The following is a 22,021-nucleotide window of genomic DNA, read 5'->3' as shown; positions in this document are numbered from 1 at the left end:
GCAATCCGGCGGATGCTGCCGAGGCCGCATCCGCCGTTGGTCGTTAAATGTCGCGCGCCAGTGTTGCCGCGATACCGATGTAATTGGCCGGCGTCATGGCCAGCAGCAGGTCCTTGGCTTCCTGCGGCATCGCCAGCGTCAGGATGAACTCGCGCAGCGCGTCTTTCGAAATGCCCTTGCCGCGCGTGAGTTCCTTCAGCTGCTCGTACGGGTTCTCGATGCCGTAGCGGCGCATCACCGTCTGCACTGGCTCGGCCAGCACTTCCCAGTTCGCGTCCAGGTCCTGCTCGAGGCGCGCGCGGTTCACTTCCAGCTTGTTCAGGCCGCGCAGGCAGCTGTCGTAGGCCAGCAGCGTGTAGCCGAAGCCGACGCCGATATTGCGCAGCACGGTCGAATCGGTCAGGTCGCGCTGCATGCGCGATACCGGCAGCTTCTCGGCCATGTGTCGCAACAGCGCATTGGCCAGTCCCAGGTTGCCTTCGGAGTTCTCGAAGTCGATCGGGTTGACCTTGTGGGGCATGGTGGAGGAGCCGATTTCGCCGGCCTTGGTCGACTGCTTGAAGTAACCCAGCGAGATGTAGGTCCAGATGTCGCGGTTCAGGTCGAGCAGGATGGTGTTGGCGCGGGCGATCGCGTCGAACAGTTCGGCCATGTAGTCGTGCGGCTCGATCTGGATGGTGTACGGGTTGAAGGTCAGGCCAAGGCGCTGTTCGATGACGCCCTTCGAGAAGGCCGCCCAGTCGAAGCCCGGATAGGCCGCCAGGTGGGCGTTGTAGTTGCCGACCGCGCCGTTCATCTTGGCCAGCACTTCGACGTCGGCGATGCGCTTGGCGGCGCGCTGCAGGCGCGCGACGACGTTGGCCATCTCCTTGCCGAGCGTGGTCGGGCTGGCGGTCTGGCCGTGGGTGCGCGACAGCATCGGCACGTCGGCATTGTCGTGCGCGATCTGGGTCAGCTTGGCGACCAGCTTGTTCAGGGTTGGCAGCATCACGGTGTCGCGCGCAGCCTTGAGCATCATGCCGTGCGAGGTGTTGTTGATGTCTTCGGAGGTGCAGGCGAAGTGGATGAACTCGGTCGCCGCGACCAGTTCAGGGACATCCTTCACTTGTTCCTTCAGCCAGTACTCGACCGCTTTCACGTCGTGGTTGGTGACCGCTTCGATTTCCTTGATGCGCGCCGCGTCGGCTTCGCTGAAATCGGCGGCCATCTTGTCCAGGTGCGCGATGGCGCTGCTGGAAAACGGCTTGATCTCGGCAAAGCCGGCCTGCGACAGCGCTTGCAGCCACGCGATTTCGACCTTGACGCGGTGGTGCATGAAGCCGGCTTCCGACAGGATCGGGCGCAGGAGATCGGTCTTGGCGGCGTAGCGGCCGTCCAGCGGCGACAGGGCCGACAGCGTGGAGTAAGGTGCAGTAGAGGTCATGGGAGAGGGCGTTGATTGAAATTGAGGTGCGATACGACAGGACATGGATTTTACCACCGGCGGGCCGCCAGCCGGTACAAGCCGCGATGCTATACTGCTGATCATTCATCCACTAGAAAATCCTATGAAACTGATCGGTTCGCTAGCCAGCCCCTTCGTGCGCAAGGTGCGTGTGGTCCTCGCCGAAAAAAAGCTCGATTACGACTACGAGCTGGAAAACGTCTGGGCGCCGGACACCAGGATCAACGACGCTAACCCGCTGGGCAAGGTGCCGTGCCTGATGATGGACGACGGCAGCCCGATGTACGACTCGCGCGTCATCGCCGAATATCTCGATACCCTCACGCCGGTGTGCAAGCTGCTGCCGCCGAACAGCCGCGACCGCGCCAACGTCAAGGTGTGGGAAGCGCTGGCCGACGGCGTGCTCGACGCCGCCATCCTGGTGCGCCTCGAAAAAATCCTGCGTCCGCCCGAGCAGCAGAGCCAGGCCTGGATCGACCGCCAGATGGCCAAGGTCAGCGCCGGCCTTGCCGTGATGTCGACAGACCTCGGCGAACAGAATTTTTGCATGGGTACCCATTACACGCTGGCCGATGTGGCGGTCGGCTGCACGCTCGGCTGGCTGGCTTTCCGTTTCCCCGAGATCGACTGGCGCGGCGATTATCCGAACCTGGCGCGGCTGTTCGACAAGGTCTCCGAGCGTGCGTCGTTCCGCGACACCGTCCCGCAGAATTAACGGCGGGCCGGCACCATGACGACAGTGGTATTTGGCGAAGCGCTGGTCGATGACTTCGGCGGCGACCAGGTGGTCGGCGGGGCGCCCTTCAACGTGGCGCGCCATCTGGCTGCGTTCATGGAGCCGCAGCTGATGGTCACGCGGGTCGGGTCCGACCGCAACGGCAACCTGGTGCAGGCGGAGTTCGAACGCTTCGCGATGTCCGCGCGCGGCCTTCAGATCGATCCGATCGAAGAAACCGGCCGCGTGATCGTCGAGCGCGGCGCCGACGGCCACCGGTTCATCATCCTGCCCGACCAGGCCTACGACTTCATCGAGGCCGGCGCGGCGCTTGCAGCGGCGCGCGAAGTCGAGCCGGCGGCGTTCTACTTCGGCACCCTGGCGCAGCGCGCCGACCCCTCGCGCGAGGCGCTGTTCGCGCTGCTCGGCGCGGCCACCGCCACCCGCTTCCTCGACCTGAACCTGCGTACCGGCCAGTGCGGCGGCGACTGTATCGAGCGCTCGCTGTCGGCCGCCGACATCGTCAAGGTCAATGAAGAAGAGCTGCAGGTGCTGTTCGCCCAGTGCCTGGGTATCGCCGATACCGCCGAGGCGATGGCAATGGAAGCCGTGCACGCGGCGTGCGCGGCGCTGGTGCGCAAGTTCAGGCTGGAGGCCTTGCTGGTGACCCTGGGCCATCGCGGCTCGGTGTATTTCGGCGCCGATGGCGACGTCATCGCCAACCGCGACACGCCGGCGCCGCCGTTTGTGATCGACACGGTAGGTGCCGGGGACGCGTTCTCGGCGATTTTCCTGCTTGGCCGCGCGCGCGGCTGGCCGCTGGCGCAAACCCTCGCGCGGGCCAACGAGTTCGCCGGCGCGGTGTGCGCGATACCGGGTGCGATACCGCGCGACATGGACTTCTACGACCGCTGGGTGGCACGCTGGCGCGCCGCCTGACGCATCGGCCAAATTACTCAGCCATCTGGCTTTGCAGGTAGTTCTGGATGCCGATCTTGACGATCAGGTCCACCTGCGTTTCGAGCCATTCGATGTGCTCTTCGGTGTCTTCGAGAATCTGCAGGAACAGGTCGCGCGACACGTAGTCGGCGGCCTTTTCGCTTTCGGCGATGCCTTCCTTGACGGTGACCTGCGCCGCTTTTTCCAGCTGCAGGTCGGCTTCGAGCATTTCCTGGGTATTCTCGCCGATCAACAGCTTGTGCAGCGCCTGCAGGTTCGGCAGGCCGTCGAGCATCAGGATGCGGTCGATCAGCTTGTCCGCATGCTTCATCTCGCCGATCGACTCGTCGTACTCCTTCTTGCCGAGCTTCTCGAAACCCCAGTGGCGGTACATGCGCGCGTGCAGGAAGTACTGATTCACGGCGGTCAGCTCATTGGTGAGCTGCGCGTTGAGCAGACGGATGATGTTTGGATCGCCCTTCATGGGATGCTTTCGAAAGTGGTAGGGATCCCACCATCATAGCAAACCGACAGGTTCCGGGCAAAAGACGTGTGATCAGCCGAGCTGGAAGTTGAGCGGGACAATGACGAACACGGCCACCGGGCGGCCATCTTCGAGGTGGGGTTTGAACAGCGCGCGCAGGGCGGCCTGGCGGCCCGCCTCGTCGAGGCGCGAGGAACCGGACGAATGCTGCACCAGCACCTGGTCGGGCCTGCCTTTTTCGTCGACCAGCACGCGCAGCACCACCTTGCCCTGTTCGCCCATGCGGCGCGACTGCGACGGATATACCGGCTGCGGCGCCTGGATATATTCGACGCCGGTCGAAATCGTTTTCGGGCCTGCCGGCGGAGCCGGCGCCGGCGCCACGGCAACGGCCACGCGGGTCGGTTCGGCAGCGGGCGCCACTGGCTGCGGCGCCGCTTGCGGCAGGCTGATGGCGTCCGGGTTGCGCGCCACTTCAATGGTTGGCACCACCGGCATGACCGGCGGCGGCAGCTGCGCCGGCGTGACGACTTTGGGCGCGGCGGGAGGTGTCGGGGCAGGCGGCTCAGGCTCGAAGGCCACGAAGGTCACGTCGACCACCCGGGGCAGTGCGGCATCGGCGACGCGGGCCAGCAGGCCGCTGGAAACGAGGTAGAACAGCAGGGCGTGGACCGCGACAACCACGGCGACCGGGCCGAACCTGGCGCGCAGCCTTCCGATGAGCGGCGCTGCGCCGCTGAAGTCGGGGCCGGCCGGCCAGGCGATGGCGTTCATCGGAAGCTCACGCGGCCTGGGTGGCGCGGAACGACAGTTCGGTAATGCGGGTGGTGCTTTCGACGTGTGCGTTGAGCACTTCTTCAGCATAGCCTTCGCACTTGCCGCAGCAAGTGGCGACGCCGAGGGTCTCACGCAGCTCGGCCATGGACGACAGGCCAAGGTCGACCGCCTGGCGGATTTCGCGGTCGGAGATGTTGTTGCAGACGCAGACGATCATGAATGTACCCAGTCCTGTATGAAGAAGTCGACAATATTGCCGTTTTCTCTAATGCGAATCATTCGCATTACGGTTCGTATTCTACTGCGTTTTGAAATGCATGCAAGCGATTTGTTGGGAAACGGTCGGCGCGCCAGCCGTTTTTTGATGTAGACAGGCCTGCAAATGGTAATAATTCGCATTTAGGTTTATGATGTCGCTGTACGACACGCCGTTCGGGCCCGAGATGGCCGACAACCTGAAAGCAGCGACATGACACTTGCACCTACCCTGACCACCCTCGACGCCCTTATGGCCGGGCAGAGCGGCACCGTCATCCACCTCGTGCCGAGCGAACGCCGCGAAGGCGAGGACGGCATCGACGTGTCGCGCCGCCTGATGGAGCTGGGTTTCGTCCCGGGCGAGCGGATCCGGATGCTCAAGCGCCTGCCGGGCGGCGACCCGGTCGCGGTCCGGGTTGGCGAGTCGACCTTCGCACTGCGCCGCTTTGAAGCCGCGCTGGTCTCGATCCAGCCGGAGTAAGCGATGGGAGCAGTTGATACACCGGTGCGGGCAGTACCGCTGATCGCCCTGCTGGGCAACCCGAACTGCGGCAAGACCGCCTTGTTCAACCGCCTCACCGGCGCGCGCCAGAAGGTCGCCAATTACGCCGGCGTGACCATCGAACGCAAGGAAGGCAGCTTCACCTCGCCCGCCGGGCGCGCCTTCCGCGTGCTCGACCTGCCGGGCGCCTATAGCCTGTCGGCCACCACGCCCGACGAAGCGATCACCCGCGATGTCGTGGCCGGCCTGCGCGAAGGCGAACAAGCGCCTGACGCGATCGTCTGTGTCGTCAACGCCACCAACCTGCGCCTGAACCTGCGCCTGGTCCTCGAGATCAAGCGCCTCGGCATGCCGATGGTGCTGGCGCTGAACATGGTCGACATGGCCAAAAAGCGCGGCATCGCGATCGACACGGCAAAGCTCGAGCGCGAGCTCGGCATGCCGGTCGTCGAAACGGTCGCGGTCCACGCGGGTGGCGAACAGGCGCTGCTGCAAGCGCTCGACCGCATGCCGGAACAGGCGCACGTCGCCGCGCTGCCGCTGTCGGCCATCGACGCAGTCTCGGTCGAAGACACCCAGCGCGAAGTGCGCCGCATCCTCGGCGCCACCACCAGCTATGCCAACGACACCGGCAACCTGAGCGAAAAAATCGACAACGTCGTGCTGCACCCGTTTATCGGCCCGGTGCTGCTGGCCGTGATCATGTTCCTGGTGTTCCAGGCCGTGTTCAGCTGGGCCGCGGTTCCGATGGAGATGATCACCGGCGGCGTCGAGGCGCTCGGCCAGATGGCGACGGCGAACATGTCCGAAGGCCCGCTGCGCAGCCTGCTGGTCGAAGGCATCTTCGGCGGCGTCGGCAGCGTGCTGGTGTTCCTGCCGCAGATCCTGATCCTGTTCTTCTTTATCCTGGTGCTGGAAGACTGCGGCTACCTGCCGCGCGCGGCGTTTTTGCTGGACCGCGTGATGGGCGGCGTCGGCCTGTCGGGCCGCGCCTTCATCCCGCTGCTGTCCAGCTTTGCCTGCGCGATCCCGGGCGTGATGGCCGCGCGCACGATCCAGAACCCACGCGACCGCCTGGTGACGATCATGATCGCGCCGCTGATGACATGCTCGGCGCGCCTGCCGGTGTACGCACTGGTGATCGCCGCGTTCATCCCGAACCGCGAAGTGGCCGGCTTCATGAATCTGCAAGGGCTGGTGCTGTTCGCGCTGTACTTCGCCGGCATCGTCGGCGCGATGGCCGTGGCCTGGATCTTCAAGCGCATCCTGGGCGGCAGCCGCCACAACCCGCTGATGCTGGAGCTGCCAAGCTACCACTGGCCGCACCTGCGGAACCTGGCGATCAGCCTGTGGGAACGCGCCAAGATCTTCCTGACCCGCGTCGGCACGCTGATCCTGACCCTGATGATCCTGATCTGGTTCCTGTCGACCTTCCCGGGCGCTCCGGAAGGCGCGACCCAGCCGCCTATCTATTACAGCGTAGCCGGCATGCTGGGCCGCGCGCTGGCGGTGGTGTTCGAGCCGATCGGCTTCGGCTGGCAGATCTGCATCGCGCTGGTGCCGGGCATGGCCGCGCGCGAAGTCGCCGTCGGTGCGCTGGGCACCGTGTACGCGCTGTCGCAAACCGGCGACGAGCTGGCCACCACGCTGACGCCGCTGATCGCGCAGTCGTGGAGCCTGGCGACCGCGCTGTCGCTGCTGGCCTGGTACGTGTTCGCGCCGCAGTGCCTGTCGACGCTGACGGTCGTCAAGCGCGAGACCAACAGCATGCGCTGGCCTTTGATCATGGCCGGCTACATGTTCGCGCTGGCTTACGCCGCGTCGTTCATCACCTACCGCACGGCGCTGGCGCTGGGAGGCTGACGTGCTGGAATACGTCATCGTCGGGTTGATCGTTGCGGCCGCCGCGTTTTACACGGTGCGCAAATACATGCCGGCTGCGTGGCGAAAAAGGCTCTCCTACCGCGTCGGCGGCAGCGAGTCGACCCTCGGCCGCATGCTCAACCCGGACCCGGGCTGCGGCAGCGGCTGCAATACCTGCAAGGCCTGCGCCGACCCTGTTCCGGCGCCAGACGACGCCAGGCGCGTCATCAAGATCCACAGGCCCTAGGCCAGTCCCAGCTTTTCGATCAGCCTGCGCGCGTCGAACGGCGCGCGCACCTTGATGTCGTTGTCGAAGTAGCAGAACACGTCGCGGCTTTTGCGCGCCGGCGGCGCTTTCGACGACACCAGGTGCGCGTCCGCAGGCTGCGAGCCGCCGGACCACGCCCGTATCCGCGCCGCCCAGCGCTCCAGCGCTTCCTCGGTGTAGCCGCTCGCGTACAGCTCCTTGTCGCCGTGCAGGCGCAGGTACATGAAGTCGGCGGTCACGTCTTCGATGTAAGGCCACTTGCCGGCGGTATCGGCCACCACCACCGCCACCTTGTACTTGCGCAGCAGCGCGATGAAGGCTTCGTCGATGAAGCTCTCGTGGCGGACCTCGATTGCGTGGCGCAGCTTGCGCTTCTTGTCCACGTCCAGCGCCACCTTGCCCTTCATGCGCGGTTCGTAGCGGCTGGCCAGTTCCAGGCCCTCATCGGTATCATGCGGCAGAATGCTGAGGAAGTGCTCCATCGGCTCGGGATCGAATTTGAAGTTGGGCGGGAACTGCCACAGGAAGGGGCCGAGCTTTTCATGCAGGTTGAAAACACCCGACGCCAGTACATTCGCCACCGGGCCGTCGATATCCTTCAGCCGCAACATGTGCGTGATGAAGCGGTTGCCCTTGACGCTGAACATGAAGCCGGGGGGCGTCGCCTGGTACCAGGCGGCGTAGCTTTCAGGACGCTGCAGCGAGTAGAACGAGCCGTTGATCTCGATGGTCGGCAGCGCGCGCGAGGCGAATTCGAGCTCGCGCGCCTGCACGAGGTCTTCCGGATAGAAGACCCCGCGCCACGGCTCATATCGCCAGCCAGAAATTCCGATGCGGATCGCGCCCATGTCCGCCAGCATAGGCGCGGCGCATGCGCGGCGCCGTTCGCTGACGAACCATCCGCGTCATTGCGCGTCGCGGCTGTAGGCGCGTGATACTTTCCCGTCGGAATTGATCAGCAGGTGCCAGTCGCGCTGGCCGTGCTCGTGCTGCACGCGGTACACATCGAATCCATTGCCGTCGACAGCAAGGAATGCCACCGCCCTGGCCCGGCCGTAAGCGGCGAGTTCCTTCGACGTGTGCGCAAACATGCGCTGCGCCTGCTTGGCGAGCTGGGGAGTCATCTCGTCGGTCCTGAGCTTCCCGGCAACAGCAAGGTCGATATTGCGCTTCAACAAGGCTTCGCCGTCCGGCCGCCTTGGCGCGGTGCGCACGATATTCTGGTTGATCTTCATCGATGCCGCGGCAATGCCGTCCTGCTCCAGTTTGGGCGCCGCGTATTGTGCGCCCAGCGAATGAAGCACCAGTCCGGTCACTGCGCCGCGCGCGTCGCGCTCGAAGGCCAGCTGCGCGTCGATATCGCGCGAGAAGAAGGCGTCCTGGCGCTCGGCATACTGTTCGATTGGCGGGTTGCCGGTCATTTGCGTCCACAGGCGCCGGCCGTCGCGCCTGACTTCCATCAGGATGAATTCGTCGACCTGGTAGGTGCCTTCGTAATCGACCAGCCGCGAGGCCGGCAGGTCGACCTGCTGGCGCGGCGCGAGCGATGCGACGCTGGCGGCCGGCGGCGCCACCTGGGCCGCGATCGCCGCCATCGACAGGGCGACCCCGCCCAGCACCACGCCCACGGCGCGGCCTTTGCGGCCCGGCGCGCGCAGCATCAGGCGGATGCGCTGCTCCAGCAGGGAACGCGATTCGGCCATTGCCGCCGCCGCGCCAAGATAGCCCGACTGGCGCTGGCCCACATCGACCAGTACTTCGCCATAGGCGCGCACGTCATGCCCGCCAAGCAGCACGCGGGCGTCGCAATCGACTTCGATGGCGTGGCGCAGGCGCCGCACCATCCACCACAGCGGCAGGTTCCATGGCATCAAGGCCAGCACGGCGATCGCGAACGCAAGCAGCTGCGGGTCGCGCGCGTCGACGTGGGATTTTTCATGGGCGATGACCAGCGACTGCTGAAGTGGCGACGCCTGCAACAGCCACTCGGGAACGACGATGCGCGGCCGTACCAGGCCGACCACGGCTGGCCCGGCGTCCGGCGCCACCAGCACAATGGCGCCGGCCACCGCGCGCTGCGCCCAGCGCCGCTTGCGCAGCTGCAGGGCGATGGCGCCGGCCGCCAGCGCGATTACGATCGCCAATGAAGCGGCGGCCCAGGCGCGCTGCAGCAGGTCGTCAATCCGCATGCCGCCATCGATGCCAGCCATTGGCGTGGCAATCCAGGTCGACGGCGACAGGGCGGGCAGTGTCGCTTCGCGCAGCGCGACCGGCGCGCTCGCGGCGCCCGGGGCAAGGCTCGCGGGAACCTGGATCGACACTGTCGAAATCGCCAATGGCAGCAGCGGCGCGGCGACTATCGCCAGTGCCCAGATCCAGCGCGTGGATACGCGGCGCAGTCGCGCCGACCCTTCGGCCGCAAGCGCGGCGCCAGCCAGCAGCAGCGTCACCATCACGGTGTAGGCAAGCCAGGCGATCATGGTTTGTCCTTGGCGCTGTCGGCCAGCAGCTTGCGCATGCGGGCGATTTCGTCGGCGCCGAGCTTGCGGTCCGAAACAAGGTGGGCGAACAGCAGTTCGGCCGAGCCCTTGAACAGCTTGCTGGTCAGGTGGGCGAGGGCGCTCTTGCGCGCTTCCTGCTGCGCGATCGCCGCAAAGTAGCGGTGGCCGCGGCCTTCCTCGGTGTGGCCGACGTAGCCCTTGGCCTCCAAGGTACGCAGCACCGTCAGCACGGTCGTATACGCCAGCTCGTCGGCAAGCTGCGCGCGCACCTCGGCCACCACGGACGGCCCCGAATCCCACAGCACCTGCATCACGCCGGCCTCGCGGTCGGTAAAGGTAATGTCCATCGCCACTCCTTCTACTATAAGTTTAGTAGATCGTATTCGCGGTGTCTGGCTTTGTCAACTATAAGTCTAGTAGCAGAGCGGTTCGCGTGCCTGGCGTACTGCCATTACAATGGGCGTATTCGCCAACATGGGGCAGCACAGCATGATCATCGTCCACCACCTGAACAACTCGCGCTCGCAGCGCATCCTCTGGCTGCTGGAAGAACTCGGCCTCCAATACGAGATCAAGAAATACCAGCGCGATCGCAAGACCATGATGGCGCCGCCCGAGCTGCGCGCGGTGCACCCGCTGGGCAAGTCGCCGGTGGTCACCGATGGCGATATCGTGGTGGCTGAATCGGGCGCCATCATCGAATACATGCTCGAGCGCCAGGGCGGCAGCCAGCTGGTACCGGCGCCGGGCAGCGCCGACAAGCTGCGCTACAACTACTTCCTGCATTACGCCGAAGGCTCGGCGATGCCGCCGCTGCTGATGAAGCTCGTGTTCGACCGCATCGAAACGGCGCCGATGCCGTTCTTCGTCAAGCCGGTCGCGCGCTCGATCGCCCAGAAGGTGAAGGGCAGTTTCATCCTGCCGCAGATCCAGCAGCACCTCGCCTTCCTCGAAGCCGAACTTGGCAAGAGCACCTGGTTCGCCGGCGAAGAATTTACCGCTGCCGACATCCAGCTCAGCTTCGTGATCGAAGCGGCGGCGTCGCGCGGCGGCCTCGATGCCAGGTATCCGAAGCTGAACGACTACCTGCAGCGCATCCACGCGCGTCCGGCCTACCAGCGCGCGCTCGAGCGCGGCGGACCTTTCACGATCGCGAAGTAAGGCGCGATGGGCAAGCTGCTTGCGATCGACGGGCTCAATATCGTCCGGCGGGTCTACGAAGCCAGTCCCGAACCGGACTCGCGGGAAAAGGCCGACATCGCGCTTCGCCACGCGCTGTCGTCGTTCCGCAACCTGCTCAATGCGCACGAACCGACGCACGTCCTGGCGGCGTTTGATTTTGGCGGCGCCACCTGGCGCCACGCGCTGTATCCGCGCTACCGCGAAAACCGGGAGCCGATGCCGTCGTGCCTGCGCGAAGCGCTGCCGGGCTTCCACGACAAACTGGCGCAGGCCGGCCTGCACGTGTTGATGCTGCCCGATGTCGAGGCCGACGACGTGATCGGCACCGGCGTGCTGCGCTGGCTGGAGGAAGGCCGCGGCGACGCCATCATCGCCACCACCGACAAGGACCTGCACGGGCTGATCGCGCAAGGCGCCCTGGTATGGGACCACTTCAAGGGCGAGTGGCACGACGACGCCTGGGTGCGCAACAAATTCGGCGTCGCGCCGGAACTGCTGGCAGACCTGCTGGCGCTGATGGGCGACGTGACCGACGGCGTACCGGGCGTATCGAAGGTCGGCATGAAAACCGCCGCCAAGCTGCTCAACGCCTACGGCAACCTGGATGCCGTGATGGCTGGCGCGGGCATACTCAAGACGCCGCTCGGCGAGCGCCTGCGCGCCGAGCGCGAGATACTGTATTTGTCGCGCCAGCTGGTGCAGCTCAAGACCGATGTGCGCCTCGGTGTCAGCTGGAAGATGCTGGCCTACCAAACATTCTAGGAACAAGGACGAGACGACATGCTGAAGGCAGTCATTGTGGACTCAAGCGCGATCTCGCGTGGCTTGCTCAATACCGTGCTTACCGACGGCAGCTATGAAGTTGTCGGGCATACGCACACCAGCACGCAGGGGTACGCGCTGCTGCAGAAACATCATCCACATATTTTTTGCATCGCTCTCGAGCAGATGGAAGACGGGAACAACATCGTCGAGCAGGTCAGGGCTTCCATGCCGAAGACGATGATCTTCCTGGTGTCCGGCGCGCTCGATGCTGGAACGATTCAGTCCGCACTGGCGCGCGGCGTTCACGGGTTTATCGTCAAGCCGTTCAAGGCGGACGCGGTGCTGAAGACGATCCGCAGCACCGTGATCGCGATCGTGAAAAAGAACAGCCAGCCATAGCGACTCGAAGACCTGCCGAGCCAAGTGAGGTCTCTATCGAGCGGCGAAAGTGCCCCATGCGACGGCAATTGATCTGCGGCAACGATGGCAGGGGCGGCGCCGCTTAGGATTGGGCTGTCGAGACCAACGAGGATAACGTGATGGGCAAAAGAGCGCTTGCCACCGTCGCAGCTGTTCCACTCCTAGTGCTTGGCTACTGCAACTTGCCGGAAAATTCGTGCTCCGCTAGCTGGCGTGACGTCGAAGGCAAGGACTTGGTCGCTCCTATTGACGCTTGCCGGCACGAGCCTGAGACGCGCACGGTTGGTGGTCAGGCATTTTCCCGCATCGGCGACTATGTCTACCGCGTGGACAGGTGGGAGAGGCGCCAACCCGGCGGGCCGGTGTGCATGATCGGCGTCGCCTGCTTTCCCCTGTACGAAAGGCCTCGCAATGAAACGCATTTGCTGCTGGTCAGGCTCGAAGGTCCGGTGGATCTTGCGCGATTACGCTCCTACCTTGACGACCGCATTCTCAGCGACGGCAGCGCAGTATTCGACTCCCTGCAGCGGGTCCCCCCGCTTAGCCCAACGCTGAATCTAGCGAAGCTACGCGCCGCCTTGCCAGGGGCGTTGGAGCCCCTACATGTGACAGACGGCAGGTGGGTGATTTACGGTGGCCGAATACTGCACGGCGCAGACCCATCGACGCTCGAAGCGGTCCTGATCGCATTCATCGCGCCGAACGATCACGCCCGAGCCCTTCGTCCCATAGTACGTGACCGGCACGCCGTGTTCTACGGCAGCCAGCGGATCGATGGAGCTGACCCGGTGACGTTCATGCTTTTTCACTATGCCAGCGACCGCCTGCACCCTGGCGGTAACCTGCCTGACACCGGCTGGATCGGTCTTGACGGTAGGAACGGCTGGTACCTGTCGGATAACGCCGCCGAGCCGCTCGGACTTAGCACGCAACGTCACCGCGCCTTGCTCCGGGAATTGGCGCAGTTGCGGCGCCAGAATCAGCTCGAACCCCTTGGCCCGGCGGCGGTAGACTGACGCTACGGGCGCGAGCTGTCAATTATTCCGCCGCCCAGGCACACATCGCCGTCGTACAGCACCGCCGACTGCCCCGGCGTCACCGCCCATTGCGGATCGGTGAAGTTGAGCGCAAACCTGTCCAGCCCATGCGGCAGCACCTGGCAAGCCACATCGGCCTGGCGATAGCGCGTCTTTGCCGACAACATGCGTGCCGAAGGCGGTTCGCCCGCGATCCAGCTGGCCTGCGCGGTTTCCAGCGACGCCGACAGCAGCCATGGATGGTCATGCCCCTGCACGATCCACAGCGTATTGGTCTCGATGTCCTTGCGCGCGACGAACCACGGCTCGCTGGTGCCGTCGTCGTTTTTGTATTTCTTCATGCCGCCCACGCCGATGCCCTTGCGCTGGCCCAGCGTGTAGAACGACAGCCCCACGTGCTCGCCCACCACGGTGCCGTCGTCGGTCTTCATCGGGCCCGGCTTGTACGACAGGTAGCGGTTCAGGAAGTCGCGGAACGGGCGCTCGCCGATGAAGCAGATGCCGGTCGAGTCCTTCTTGGCCGCGTTCGGCAAGGCCAGGCGCTCGGCGATCTTGCGCACTTCGGTCTTCGGGATTTCGCCCAGCGGGAACAGGGTCTTCGACAACTGCGCCTGGTTCAGGCGGTGCAGGAAGTAGCTCTGGTCCTTGGTCGCGTCGACCGCCTTGAGCAGCTCGAAGCGCCCGGCGTTTTCGCGCACGCGCGCGTAGTGCCCGGTCGCGATCAGGTCGGCGCCCAGGTGCATCGCGTGGTCGAGGAAGGCCTTGAACTTGATCTCGGCGTTGCACAGCACGTCCGGATTCGGCGTGCGTCCGGCCTGGTACTCGCGCAGGAACTCGGCGAACACGCGATCCTTGTATTCGGCGGCGAAGTTGACGGCTTCGATGTCGATGCCGACCACGTCGGCCACGCTGGCCGCATCGATCCAGTCCTGGCGCGACGAGCAGAACTCGGAGTCGTCGTCGTCTTCCCAGTTTTTCATGAACAGGCCGATAACTTCATAGCCCTGTTCCTTCAGCATCCACGCCGCGACCGAGGAGTCGACTCCGCCCGACATGCCGATCACGACTTTTTTCTTGCTCATTTCAGGTGACGTCCGTTTTTAGTGAAAGCCCGCCCTCGAATACCGAGGAGTGGGTGTGCAGCAGGTCCAGCGAGGTGCGCTTGCCGGCCAGGTAATCGTCGACGCAAGTGAGCACGATCGGGCTGCGGTGGCGTTCCTGGCAGGCCGCGATTTCGTCGCGCGTCATCCACATGGTACGCAAAATGCCGTGGTCGAGCGGCTGGTCGTACTCCTTGCCCGCGGTGCCGCAGAAGGTAAAACGCAGGTAGGTCACGTCGGTGCCGCGCCGCTTGGAGCTGTAGCGCGACATGTACATGCCCACCAGCGCGCTCGGGAAGAACTCGTGCGCAGTCTCCTCCATCACCTCGCGGGTGACCGCCTGCTCCAGCGTCTCGAGCGGGTCGAGATGGCCGGCAGGCTGGTTGAGACGCACGCCTTCACTGGTCTCTTCTTCAATCAGCAAAAAACGGCCGTCGCGCTCAATGATCGCGGCGACGGTAACTGACGGTCTCCAGGTGTGTGGCATGTGCGCCCCTCAAATTTGAAGCCGACATTCTACCTTGGCGCCGGATCAGTTGCTCATGCGCACCCGAGATATGCGATTTGCATGGGGAGGCGGGTTGATCTGATACAAGTTTTGGATGGATTGTGCTGGCTGCGAACCACGTGCTGCAGGAAAATCGCGGATTGCCCTTTGATCAAGATTGCGACATTGAGTAATGACAATTTCCGTGTACTATCTTATCAATCAATTCATACCAAGGAGGCATTCATGAGGATAGGCATACCCGCTGAAACGCGGGCTGGGGAAACCCGTGTCGCTGCAACTCCCGAGACGGTGAAGAAGCTCGCGGCCAGCCATCAGGTCGTGGTCCAGTCTGGCGCCGGCGTGGCCGCTTCCGTGATCGATGACGCCTACCTGGCTGCCGGCGCCGCCATCGGCACGGCAGCGGATGCTTTCGGCTGCGACGTGGTCCTCAAGGTGCGCGCACCGGACGCCGAAGAACGCGCGCTGATGACGCCGGGCGCGGTCCTGATCGGCATGCTCAATCCTTTCGACGCCGACAACATCGCCGCAATGGCCGCCTCCAACCTCACCGCCTTCTCGCTCGAAGCGGTCCCGCGCATCACGCGCGCCCAGTCGATGGACGTGCTGTCCTCGCAAGCCAATATCGCCGGCTACAAGGCGGTGATGGTCGCCGCGAATACTTACCAGCGCTTCATGCCAATGCTGATGACCGCCGCGGGCACCGTGAAAGCGGCGCGCGTGCTGATCATGGGCGTCGGCGTGGCCGGCCTGCAGGCGATTGCCACCGCCAAGCGCCTCGGCGCCGTGATCGAGGCGTCGGACGTGCGCCCGCCGGTCAAGGAGCAGGTCGAGTCGCTGGGCGCCAAGTTCATCGACGTGCCGTTCCTGACCGACGAAGAAAAGGAAATCGCCAAAGGCGCCGGCGGCTACGCGCGCGCCATGCCGGCCGACTGGATGCGCCGCCAGGCCGAACTGGTGCACGAGCGCGCCAAGCTGGCCGACATCATCATCACCACCGCGCTGATCCCGGGGCGCCCGGCGCCGGTGCTCATCTCCGAAGAAACCGTCAAGGCCATGAAGCCTGGCTCGGTGATCGTCGACCTTGCGGTGTCGCAGGGCGGCAACTGCCCGCTGTCGGAGCTGAACAAGACCGTCGTCAAGCATGGCGTGTCGATCGTCGGCGAGCCTGATCTGGCCACGCTGGTCGCGGCCGACGCGTCCGCGCTGTATGCGCGCAATGTGCTCGATTTCCTCAAGCTGGTGATAGACAAGGACCAGAACCTGGTCATCGACCGCGAAGACGAAATCCTGAAAGCCACGCTGGTGTGCGCCGGCGGCGACGTGCTGCGTAAATAACAAGTACAGGAGCATTCCATGGAAATCAGCCACACCATCATCAACCTGATCATCTTCGTGCTGGCCATCTACGTCGGCTACCACGTCGTCTGGACCGTGACGCCGGCGCTGCATACGCCGCTGATGGCGGTCACCAACGCGATCTCCGCGATCATCATCGTCGGCGCCATGCTGGCCGCCGCCCTCACCGAAGGCATGCTGGGGCAGGTGGCCGGCACGGTCGCGGTGGCGCTGGCCGCCGTCAATGTGTTCGGCGGCTTCCTGGTCACCCAGCGCATGCTCGAGATGTTCAAGAAAAAAGAGCCGAAGGCCAAAGCGGGAGACAAGGCATGAACTTCATCAGCATGAACCTGGTGACGCTGCTGTACCTGGTGGCGTCGGTCTGCTTCATCCAGGCGCTCAAGGGCCTGTCCTCGCCGTCCTCCGCGCGCGCCGGTAACGCCTTCGGCATGGCCGGCATGGCGATTGCCACCGTCACCACCGTGGCGCTGATCCTCAAGCTCAAGACCGAAATGGCCACCGGCGCGATGGGCTACGGCCTGGTGATCGCTGGCCTGGTGGTGGGCGGCGGCATCGGCGCGTTCGCGGCCAAAAAGGTCGAGATGACCAAGATGCCGGAACTGGTGGCGGCGATGCACTCGCTGATCGGCCTGGCCGCTGTCTGCATCGCGGTGGCCGTGGTGTCGGAGCCGTGGGTGTTCCAGATCACCCAGCGCGGGGTCGCACTGCCCTTCGGTAACCGCCTCGAGCTGTTCATCGGTACCTTCGTTGGCGCCGTCACCTTCTCCGGATCGGTGATCGCGTTCGGCAAGCTGTCGGGCAAATACAAGTTCCGCCTGTTCCAGGGCGCGCCGGTCAGCTTCCCGGGCCAGCACATGTTCAACCTCGTCATCGCCATCGCGATCGTCGTGCTGGGCCTGATGTTCTGCTTCTCCGAATCGGCCGAACCTGCGTGGACGCCGTTCGTCATCATGGCGATCCTGTCGTTCGTCCTTGGTGTGCTGATCATCATTCCGATCGGCGGGGCCGACATGCCGGTGGTGGTGTCGATGCTGAACAGCTATTCCGGCTGGGCGGCGGCGGGCATCGGCTTCTCGCTCAATAACTCGATGCTGATCATCGCCGGTTCGCTGGTGGGCTCGTCGGGCGCGATCCTCTCTTACATCATGTGCAAGGCGATGAACCGCTCGTTCTTCAACGTGATCCTGGGCGGCTTCGGCGGCGAGGCTGCCGAAACCGGCGGCGCGGCGCAGGAACAGCGCCCGGTCAAATCAGGTTCGGCTGACGACGCCGCCTTCATCATGAGCAACGCGGAATCGGTCATCATCGTGCCGGGCTACGGCCTGGCGGTGGCGCGCGCGCAGCATGCGCTGAAAGAGCTGGTCGAGAAGCTGACCCACCAGGGCGTGTCGGTGAAGTATGCGATCCACCCGGTGGCGGGACGCATGCCGGGCCACATGAACGTGCTGCTGGCCGAAGCCGAGGTGCCGTACGACCAGGTGTTCGAAATGGAGGACATCAACGGCGAATTCGGCCAGACCGACGTGGTGCTGGTGCTGGGTGCAAACGACGTGGTGAACCCGGCCGCCAAGGATCCGAAGTCGCCGATCGCCGGCATGCCGATTCTCGAGGCGTACAAGGCCAAGAGCATCATCGTCAACAAGCGTTCGATGGCGTCCGGCTACGCGGGCCTCGACAACGACCTGTTCTACCAGCCAAACACGATGATGGTGTTCGGCGATGCGAAGAAGGTGCTCGAATCGATGGTCAAGGCAGTCGAATAACGCTAGATCGATTCAACCCGATTGCGCCCGCCATTCTTGGCGTTGTACAGCGCGCAATCGGCGGTGGCGAGGCCGTCGTCCAGCTGTTCGGCTGGCGATATCTGCGTCAGGCCGATGCTGATGGTCGCGTGCACCAGGCGGCCGTCGTCGGTCTCGATCGGGCTGGCAGCCACTGACTCGCGGATGCGCTGCGCGATGCCAACCGCCGCATCTGCATGGGTGTCTGGGAACAGCAGGCCGAATTCCTCTCCACCGATGCGCGCGACGAAGTCGGACGCGCGCGCGGCCTCGGTCATGCGCTGTGCGACCGCGCGCAATACCGTGTCGCCGGCCGGGTGGCCGTTCTCGTCGTTGATTTTCTTGAAGTGATCAATGTCGGCGATGCCGACGACCACCGGTGCGCCGCTGCGCCGCGCCCGTACCAGCATATGGTCGCCTTCCGCCGCGAAGGCGCGCCGGTTGGCGATGCCGGTGAGCGGGTCGGTCATCGCTTCCTGTTCCAGTCGCGCCAGCAGCGCGGCGTTCTGGGCTTCCATTGTGCGGCGCGGGCGCAGATCCTCGATGAAGGCGCCGAAGTAGCGCCGGCCTTCATGCTGGCCGATGTCGATCGCCTTCATTTCAATCGGTATCACAATACCGTTGCGGTCACGGATGGCGAACTCGCGCACCTTGCCCAGCACTGCCGACGGGGCCTCGCCGCGCGTAAAGGTGCGCACGAAACCGGTATGGCAGCTGGCCATCGCTCCCGGCAGCAGCGCGTCCAGCGATTTTCCCACCAGCTCCTCGCCGCTGTAGCCTGACAGGTTCTGCATCGACTGGTTGGCGTAGCGGACGATGCAGTCTTCGTCGATGATCAGCACGGCGTCGAGCGATTCGTCGACCAGTGAGCACATCAGGGACGAAGGCAAGGCGGGTTGCATTGTGCGCCTAGCGGTGGCCGAACATCATGGTTTCGGCCAGCAGCGTGCGCGCCGGCCGGACGGTGTCGATCACGCCCAGGCCGAGGCCGAGCAGTGCCTGCGCCGGGCCCCGGTTGGCGAATGCCCGCGCCATGGTATCGGTGAGGCCAACCACCAGGCTTCGGTCGCCTTTGCGTTCGACCGCGAAGCGTGCCAGCGCAGCCGGTGTCGAGTCGCGCGCCAGCATGCGCGCCAGCACCGCGGCGTCGCGCAGGCCCAGGTTCAGGCCCTGGCCAGCCACTGGGTGCAAGGTCTGCGCGGCGTTGCCGATGGCAACCGTGCGCGCTGTAGAAGGTGCGTCGGCATTCAGGCCGAGCGGGTAACAGACGCGGCGCGTGGCACCGACAAAGCGCCCGAGCCGCGTACCGAACTCCTGGCCCAGCTGGGACAAAAATTCCGCATCGTCAAATGCCAGCAGCGCTTCCGCGCGCTGCGGACTGACGCACCATACAAGCGCGTACTGCTGGCCGTCGACGCCGTCTTGCGGCAGCAACGCCAGCGGACCTTCGGCGGTGAAGCGCTCGTAAGCGCGATGCGCGATCGGCGCGTTGGTGCTGACGCGCGCGATCACGGCGGTCTGGCCGTAGTCGCGCTGGCGCGCGCGCGCTTCCTGCGCGCCGAACACGCCGCCTTCGGCCTGCACGGCCAGCGCGGCGCCGACCTCGCGGCCATCGTCGAGGCGCAGCACGACACCGGCATCGTTCTCGTCAATGCCTGACACCCGCGCAGGGCGGGTAATTGCGATGCCGAGGCTTTCGCACAGCGCCGCCAGCACGCCGGCCAGGTCGCCGTAGCGCGCCACGTAGCCGAGCGCCGGTACCTGATGGTCGTCACGATCGATCATGCTGCGGCCGAAGTGGCCGCGCCGCGACACATGGATTTCGTGGATCGGCGTCGCGGGCAACGGCCAGGCGCCGATCGCCTCGAGCAGCTGGCGGCTGCCGTACGACAGCGCGATCGAGCGTGGATCTGCCAGCGCCAGCGCGAGCGGCTTGGCGTCGAGCAGGCCGACTGTGTGCGGCGCCATGCCGCGCTTGACCAGCAGGGCGGCCAGTGCCATGCCGACCGGGCCTGCGCCGCAGATCGCGACATCGAACTTGGTGTCTGTTGCTTCAATCATCCGTGTTGCATCACTTTTTCGATATCGGCCACCAGCTTGGGGGCGGCGGCGCTGAGGATCTTGTAGCCGGCATCGGTAACGACCACGTCGTCTTCGATGCGGATGCCGATGTTCCAGAACTGCTCCGGTACGCCCGGCGCCGGGCGCACGTAGATGCCCGGCTCCACCGTCAGCGCCATCCCTGGCTGCAGCATGCGCGATGGCCGCTCGTCCTGCGTCACGTCGCGGTAAGCGCCCGCATCGTGGACGTCGAGCCCCAGCCAGTGTCCGGTGCCGTGCATGTAGAACTGCGCGAAGGCGCGTTCGCCGATCACCTCGTCGGCGTTGCCGAATTTTGCCTTGTCGAGCAGGCCGAAGTCCAGCATGCCCTGCGCCAGCACCTTGAGCGCGGCGTCATGGATTGCGCTGTAGCGCTGCCCCGGCACAATCGCGGCCAGCGCGGCCGATTGCGCCGCCAGCACCAGTTCATAGAGCTGCTTTTGCGGTTCGCTGAAGCGCCCGTTGACGGGCCAGGTACGCGTGATGTCCGATGCATAGCTGTCGAATTCGCAACCGGCGTCGATCAGCACCAGGTCGCCGTCGCGCGCCTGCGCGTTGTTGGCGCCGTAGTGCAGGACGCAGGCGTTGGCGCCGGAGGCCACGATCGACGGGTAGGCAGGCGACTGCGCGCCGCTGCGGCGAAACTCGTGCAGCAGTTCGGCTTCGATTTCGTATTCGAACATGCCGGGGCGGGCGATGCGCATCGCGCGCTCGTGTGCGCGGCCGGAGATGTCGGCGGCGCGCTGCATCAGCGCCTGTTCGTGGTCGTCCTTGAACAGCCGCATCTCATCGAGCAGCGCCAGCAGGTCGTGCACGCTGGCGGGCGCGGTGACGCCGGTGCGCGACTGGCTGCGCACCTTGTCGAGCCAGCCCTTGATGCGCGCGTCGAACGCGGCGCTGTGCGCCACCGGGCAGTACAGCGCTGGCGCGTTGGCCAGCAGCTTGGGCAGCTCGCTGTCGATGTCGTCGATCGGGTACGCTTCGTCGAAGCCGAAGGCCGCGCGCGCCGCCTCGGGGCCGTAGCGGAAACCGTCCCAGATTTCGCGCTCGGCGTTTTTCTGCCTGCAGAACAGGATCGAGCGGGCAGGCTTGCCGCCGTGCGCGGCCGCCAGCACCACCACGCTTTCCGGCTCCGCGAAGCCAGTCAGGTAGTAGAAGTAGCTGTCGTGGCGGTAGGGGTAGTCGCTGTCGGCGTTGCGCGGCACTTCCGGCGCGGTGGCCAGGACTGCCACCGCGCCGGCAGGCATCTGCTCGCAGACACGTGCTCGCCGCGCAGCATGGTGTTTCACGCGCTTGCCTTCTTCGCCAGCGGCGCGTTGAGTTCTTCCAGCTGGCCCACGGTGCCAACGTTGACCCACTCGCCCATGTAGATCTCGCCGCCAGCCAGCCCGCGGTCCGCGTAGTCGCGCATCAGGTTGCCCAAGCGTGCCTTCTCGCCTGGCTTGATGTGCGCGAACATCTCCGGGCGATAGACGCCGATGTTCGCGAAGTTCCACTTCGGCGTGCCTTCATTGGCCACCGAGTACATGGTCAGGGCGAAGTCGCCTTCGAGGTTGTGCCACGGGTTCGGCGTCAGGTACAGCCAGCACGCGTCGCGCTCTTCAACCGGATATGGATTGCCCAGCGCGTCCTTCTCGGCCAACACGTCCTTGACGTGCGCGAAGTCGAAGTAGGGGCAGTAGATATCGCCCGACACCGCGACGAATGGCTCGTCGCCCAGCAGGTGCAGCGCGTTGGCGATGCCGCCCGCCGTCTCGAGCGCGGTTTCTTCGCGCGAGTAGACGATGCGCGCGCCGAACTTGCTGCCGTCGCCCAGTTCTTCCTCGATCATGTGGCCGAGGTGGGCGTGGTTGATGACGATCTCGGTGATCCCGGCGCGCACCAGGTTGAGCACGTGCCAGGTAATGAGGGGGCGGCCGCGGACCTTGAGCAGCGGTTTCGGGCAGGTGTCGGTCAGCGGACGCATACGCTCGCCGCGACCGGCGGCAAAAATCATGGCTTTCATCGATGCCTTGCTA

The 22,021-nt window shown here is 65.1% G+C and carries 25 protein-coding genes; 12 read left to right on the top strand and 13 right to left on the bottom strand.

Translation table 11 applies throughout. The features are described 5' to 3' along the window. Positions 1-43: 43 nt before the first annotated feature. On the bottom strand, positions 44-1,423 hold the full coding sequence (gene purB / locus I4X03_RS12320; RefSeq protein ID WP_223468513.1) for an adenylosuccinate lyase: 1,380 nt from the start codon (positions 1,421-1,423) through the stop codon (positions 44-46). Between the two features lie 124 nt (positions 1,424-1,547). Between purB and I4X03_RS12315 the strand changes: the two genes are divergently transcribed. Together I4X03_RS12315 and I4X03_RS12310 are read left to right on the top strand one after the other, a co-directional pair. Then, positions 1,548-2,159: a glutathione S-transferase N-terminal domain-containing protein gene (locus I4X03_RS12315; protein ID WP_223468512.1), complete on the top strand. Its 612-nt coding sequence runs from the start codon at positions 1,548-1,550 to the stop codon at positions 2,157-2,159. A gap of 15 nt (positions 2,160-2,174) precedes the next feature. Beyond that, the gene (locus I4X03_RS12310) at positions 2,175-3,098 is read left to right on the top strand and encodes a PfkB family carbohydrate kinase (protein WP_223468511.1); all 924 of its coding nucleotides are present in this window, start codon (positions 2,175-2,177) and stop codon (positions 3,096-3,098) included. Positions 3,099-3,111: 13 nt separating this feature from the next. Here the strand turns inward: I4X03_RS12310 and bfr are convergent, their stop codons facing one another. The 3 genes from bfr to I4X03_RS12295 form a co-directional block, all read right to left on the bottom strand. Then, positions 3,112-3,582 carry a bacterioferritin gene (gene bfr, locus I4X03_RS12305; protein ID WP_223468510.1) on the bottom strand — a complete coding sequence of 157 codons (471 nt, stop codon included), beginning with the start codon at positions 3,580-3,582 and terminating at the stop codon, positions 3,112-3,114. 72 nt (positions 3,583-3,654) lie between these two features. Further along, entirely contained in the window at positions 3,655-4,356 is a 702-nt protein-coding gene (locus tag I4X03_RS12300) for an energy transducer TonB (RefSeq protein ID WP_223468509.1), read from the bottom strand. Between the two features lie 7 nt (positions 4,357-4,363). Then, positions 4,364-4,576 (bottom strand): (2Fe-2S)-binding protein, encoded by a 213-nt coding sequence (locus tag I4X03_RS12295; protein ID WP_223468508.1) that lies wholly within the window; start codon positions 4,574-4,576, stop codon positions 4,364-4,366. Positions 4,577-4,828: 252 nt separating this feature from the next. Between I4X03_RS12295 and I4X03_RS12290 the strand changes: the two genes are divergently transcribed. Genes I4X03_RS12290 through I4X03_RS12280 form a run of 3 tightly spaced genes read left to right on the top strand, consistent with a single transcriptional unit; the run spans position 4,829 to position 7,229 of the window. Continuing rightward, positions 4,829-5,098, top strand: a complete 270-nt coding sequence (locus I4X03_RS12290) for a FeoA family protein (RefSeq protein ID WP_223468507.1) — start codon at positions 4,829-4,831, stop codon at positions 5,096-5,098. 3 nt (positions 5,099-5,101) lie between these two features. Beyond that, positions 5,102-6,982 (top strand): ferrous iron transporter B, encoded by a 1,881-nt coding sequence (gene feoB / locus I4X03_RS12285; RefSeq protein WP_223468506.1) that lies wholly within the window; start codon positions 5,102-5,104, stop codon positions 6,980-6,982. Position 6,983: 1 nt separating this feature from the next. Next, positions 6,984-7,229: a DUF6587 family protein gene (locus I4X03_RS12280; RefSeq protein WP_223468505.1), complete on the top strand. Its 246-nt coding sequence runs from the start codon at positions 6,984-6,986 to the stop codon at positions 7,227-7,229. Here I4X03_RS12280 and I4X03_RS12275 read toward each other — a convergent pair. From I4X03_RS12275 to I4X03_RS12265, 3 genes are read right to left on the bottom strand one after another with little or no spacing between them, the layout of a single operon-like run. Continuing rightward, entirely contained in the window at positions 7,226-8,098 is an 873-nt protein-coding gene (locus I4X03_RS12275) for a DUF72 domain-containing protein (protein WP_223468587.1), read from the bottom strand. The genes I4X03_RS12280 and I4X03_RS12275 overlap by 4 nt on opposite strands. A 57-nt stretch (positions 8,099-8,155) precedes the next feature. Continuing rightward, positions 8,156-9,730, bottom strand: a complete 1,575-nt coding sequence (locus tag I4X03_RS12270) for a M56 family metallopeptidase (protein ID WP_223468504.1) — start codon at positions 9,728-9,730, stop codon at positions 8,156-8,158. Beyond that, positions 9,727-10,098, bottom strand: coding sequence for a BlaI/MecI/CopY family transcriptional regulator (locus tag I4X03_RS12265; RefSeq protein ID WP_223468503.1), 372 nt, complete (start codon positions 10,096-10,098; stop codon positions 9,727-9,729). The genes I4X03_RS12270 and I4X03_RS12265 overlap by 4 nt, the downstream gene beginning before the upstream one ends. A gap of 142 nt (positions 10,099-10,240) precedes the next feature. Between I4X03_RS12265 and I4X03_RS12260 the strand changes: the two genes are divergently transcribed. The 4 genes from I4X03_RS12260 (at position 10,241) to I4X03_RS12245 (ending at position 13,134) form a co-directional block, all read left to right on the top strand. Beyond that, a complete protein-coding gene (locus I4X03_RS12260) occupies positions 10,241-10,912 on the top strand; it encodes a glutathione S-transferase family protein (RefSeq protein WP_223468586.1) in 672 nt (223 codons plus the stop codon). A 6-nt stretch (positions 10,913-10,918) separates the two neighbouring features. Then, on the top strand, positions 10,919-11,695 hold the full coding sequence (locus tag I4X03_RS12255) for a 5'-3' exonuclease (protein WP_223468502.1): 777 nt from the start codon (positions 10,919-10,921) through the stop codon (positions 11,693-11,695). A gap of 18 nt (positions 11,696-11,713) precedes the next feature. Beyond that, complete coding sequence (locus I4X03_RS12250; RefSeq protein WP_223468501.1) at positions 11,714-12,097, top strand: response regulator; 384 nt, start codon at positions 11,714-11,716, stop codon at positions 12,095-12,097. Positions 12,098-12,351: 254 nt separating this feature from the next. Continuing rightward, positions 12,352-13,134 carry a hypothetical protein gene (locus I4X03_RS12245; RefSeq protein WP_223468500.1) on the top strand — a complete coding sequence of 261 codons (783 nt, stop codon included), beginning with the start codon at positions 12,352-12,354 and terminating at the stop codon, positions 13,132-13,134. A gap of 2 nt (positions 13,135-13,136) precedes the next feature. Here the strand turns inward: I4X03_RS12245 and mnmA are convergent, their stop codons facing one another. Further along, positions 13,137-14,237 (bottom strand): tRNA 2-thiouridine(34) synthase MnmA, encoded by a 1,101-nt coding sequence (gene mnmA, locus I4X03_RS12240; protein ID WP_223468499.1) that lies wholly within the window; start codon positions 14,235-14,237, stop codon positions 13,137-13,139. Between the two features lies 1 nt (position 14,238). Then, the gene (locus tag I4X03_RS12235; RefSeq protein ID WP_223468498.1) at positions 14,239-14,742 is read right to left on the bottom strand and encodes an NUDIX hydrolase; all 504 of its coding nucleotides are present in this window, start codon (positions 14,740-14,742) and stop codon (positions 14,239-14,241) included. A gap of 246 nt (positions 14,743-14,988) precedes the next feature. Here I4X03_RS12235 and I4X03_RS12230 point away from each other — a divergent pair, with 246 nt between their 5' ends. From I4X03_RS12230 to I4X03_RS12220, 3 genes are read left to right on the top strand one after another with little or no spacing between them, the layout of a single operon-like run. Continuing rightward, positions 14,989-16,101, top strand: coding sequence for a Re/Si-specific NAD(P)(+) transhydrogenase subunit alpha (locus I4X03_RS12230; RefSeq protein WP_223468497.1), 1,113 nt, complete (start codon positions 14,989-14,991; stop codon positions 16,099-16,101). A gap of 18 nt (positions 16,102-16,119) precedes the next feature. Beyond that, complete coding sequence (locus I4X03_RS12225) at positions 16,120-16,434, top strand: NAD(P) transhydrogenase subunit alpha part 2 (RefSeq protein WP_223468496.1); 315 nt, start codon at positions 16,120-16,122, stop codon at positions 16,432-16,434. After that, positions 16,431-17,885 carry an NAD(P)(+) transhydrogenase (Re/Si-specific) subunit beta gene (locus I4X03_RS12220; protein ID WP_223468495.1) on the top strand — a complete coding sequence of 485 codons (1,455 nt, stop codon included), beginning with the start codon at positions 16,431-16,433 and terminating at the stop codon, positions 17,883-17,885. The genes I4X03_RS12225 and I4X03_RS12220 overlap by 4 nt, the downstream gene beginning before the upstream one ends. A 2-nt stretch (positions 17,886-17,887) precedes the next feature. Here the strand turns inward: I4X03_RS12220 and I4X03_RS12215 are convergent, their stop codons facing one another. The 4 genes from I4X03_RS12215 to murU are packed head-to-tail and all read right to left on the bottom strand — an operon-like array spanning position 17,888 to position 22,008. Beyond that, positions 17,888-18,793: a sensor domain-containing diguanylate cyclase gene (locus I4X03_RS12215; protein ID WP_223468494.1), complete on the bottom strand. Its 906-nt coding sequence runs from the start codon at positions 18,791-18,793 to the stop codon at positions 17,888-17,890. Between the two features lie 19 nt (positions 18,794-18,812). After that, complete coding sequence (locus I4X03_RS12210) at positions 18,813-19,964, bottom strand: FAD-dependent monooxygenase (protein WP_223468493.1); 1,152 nt, start codon at positions 19,962-19,964, stop codon at positions 18,813-18,815. Beyond that, on the bottom strand, positions 19,961-21,292 hold the full coding sequence (locus I4X03_RS12205; RefSeq protein WP_223468492.1) for an aminopeptidase P N-terminal domain-containing protein: 1,332 nt from the start codon (positions 21,290-21,292) through the stop codon (positions 19,961-19,963). Before I4X03_RS12205 ends, I4X03_RS12210 begins: the two co-directional genes overlap by 4 nt. Next, positions 21,289-22,008, bottom strand: coding sequence for an N-acetylmuramate alpha-1-phosphate uridylyltransferase MurU (gene murU, locus I4X03_RS12200; RefSeq protein WP_223468491.1), 720 nt, complete (start codon positions 22,006-22,008; stop codon positions 21,289-21,291). The genes I4X03_RS12205 and murU overlap by 4 nt, the downstream gene beginning before the upstream one ends. Positions 22,009-22,021: the final 13 nt, after the last annotated feature.

The organism is Massilia soli (assembly GCF_016809835.1).
Taxonomy (GTDB): Bacteria; Pseudomonadota; Gammaproteobacteria; order Burkholderiales; family Burkholderiaceae_D; genus Telluria_A; species Telluria_A soli.
This window is presented reverse-complemented; position numbering and strand designations above follow the sequence as displayed.

Coding starts and splice junctions, on each gene's coding strand:
- I4X03_RS12235 (WP_223468498.1), bottom strand. CDS start 14,742: ATGCCACACACCTGGAGACCGTCAGTTACCGTCGCCGCGATCATTGAG.
- I4X03_RS12250 (WP_223468501.1), top strand. CDS start 11,714: ATGCTGAAGGCAGTCATTGTGGACTCAAGCGCGATCTCGCGTGGCTTG.
- I4X03_RS12290 (WP_223468507.1), top strand. CDS start 4,829: ATGACACTTGCACCTACCCTGACCACCCTCGACGCCCTTATGGCCGGG.
- I4X03_RS12225 (WP_223468496.1), top strand. CDS start 16,120: ATGGAAATCAGCCACACCATCATCAACCTGATCATCTTCGTGCTGGCC.
- I4X03_RS12315 (WP_223468512.1), top strand. CDS start 1,548: ATGAAACTGATCGGTTCGCTAGCCAGCCCCTTCGTGCGCAAGGTGCGT.
- I4X03_RS12230 (WP_223468497.1), top strand. CDS start 14,989: ATGAGGATAGGCATACCCGCTGAAACGCGGGCTGGGGAAACCCGTGTC.
- I4X03_RS12300 (WP_223468509.1), bottom strand. CDS start 4,356: ATGAACGCCATCGCCTGGCCGGCCGGCCCCGACTTCAGCGGCGCAGCG.
- I4X03_RS12270 (WP_223468504.1), bottom strand. CDS start 9,730: ATGATCGCCTGGCTTGCCTACACCGTGATGGTGACGCTGCTGCTGGCT.
- I4X03_RS12255 (WP_223468502.1), top strand. CDS start 10,919: ATGGGCAAGCTGCTTGCGATCGACGGGCTCAATATCGTCCGGCGGGTC.
- feoB (WP_223468506.1), top strand. CDS start 5,102: ATGGGAGCAGTTGATACACCGGTGCGGGCAGTACCGCTGATCGCCCTG.
- I4X03_RS12295 (WP_223468508.1), bottom strand. CDS start 4,576: ATGATCGTCTGCGTCTGCAACAACATCTCCGACCGCGAAATCCGCCAG.
- bfr (WP_223468510.1), bottom strand. CDS start 3,582: ATGAAGGGCGATCCAAACATCATCCGTCTGCTCAACGCGCAGCTCACC.
- I4X03_RS12260 (WP_223468586.1), top strand. CDS start 10,241: ATGATCATCGTCCACCACCTGAACAACTCGCGCTCGCAGCGCATCCTC.
- I4X03_RS12275 (WP_223468587.1), bottom strand. CDS start 8,098: ATGGGCGCGATCCGCATCGGAATTTCTGGCTGGCGATATGAGCCGTGG.
- I4X03_RS12220 (WP_223468495.1), top strand. CDS start 16,431: ATGAACTTCATCAGCATGAACCTGGTGACGCTGCTGTACCTGGTGGCG.
- murU (WP_223468491.1), bottom strand. CDS start 22,008: ATGAAAGCCATGATTTTTGCCGCCGGTCGCGGCGAGCGTATGCGTCCG.
- I4X03_RS12210 (WP_223468493.1), bottom strand. CDS start 19,964: ATGATTGAAGCAACAGACACCAAGTTCGATGTCGCGATCTGCGGCGCA.
- purB (WP_223468513.1), bottom strand. CDS start 1,423: ATGACCTCTACTGCACCTTACTCCACGCTGTCGGCCCTGTCGCCGCTG.
- mnmA (WP_223468499.1), bottom strand. CDS start 14,237: ATGAGCAAGAAAAAAGTCGTGATCGGCATGTCGGGCGGAGTCGACTCC.
- I4X03_RS12265 (WP_223468503.1), bottom strand. CDS start 10,098: ATGGACATTACCTTTACCGACCGCGAGGCCGGCGTGATGCAGGTGCTG.
- I4X03_RS12310 (WP_223468511.1), top strand. CDS start 2,175: ATGACGACAGTGGTATTTGGCGAAGCGCTGGTCGATGACTTCGGCGGC.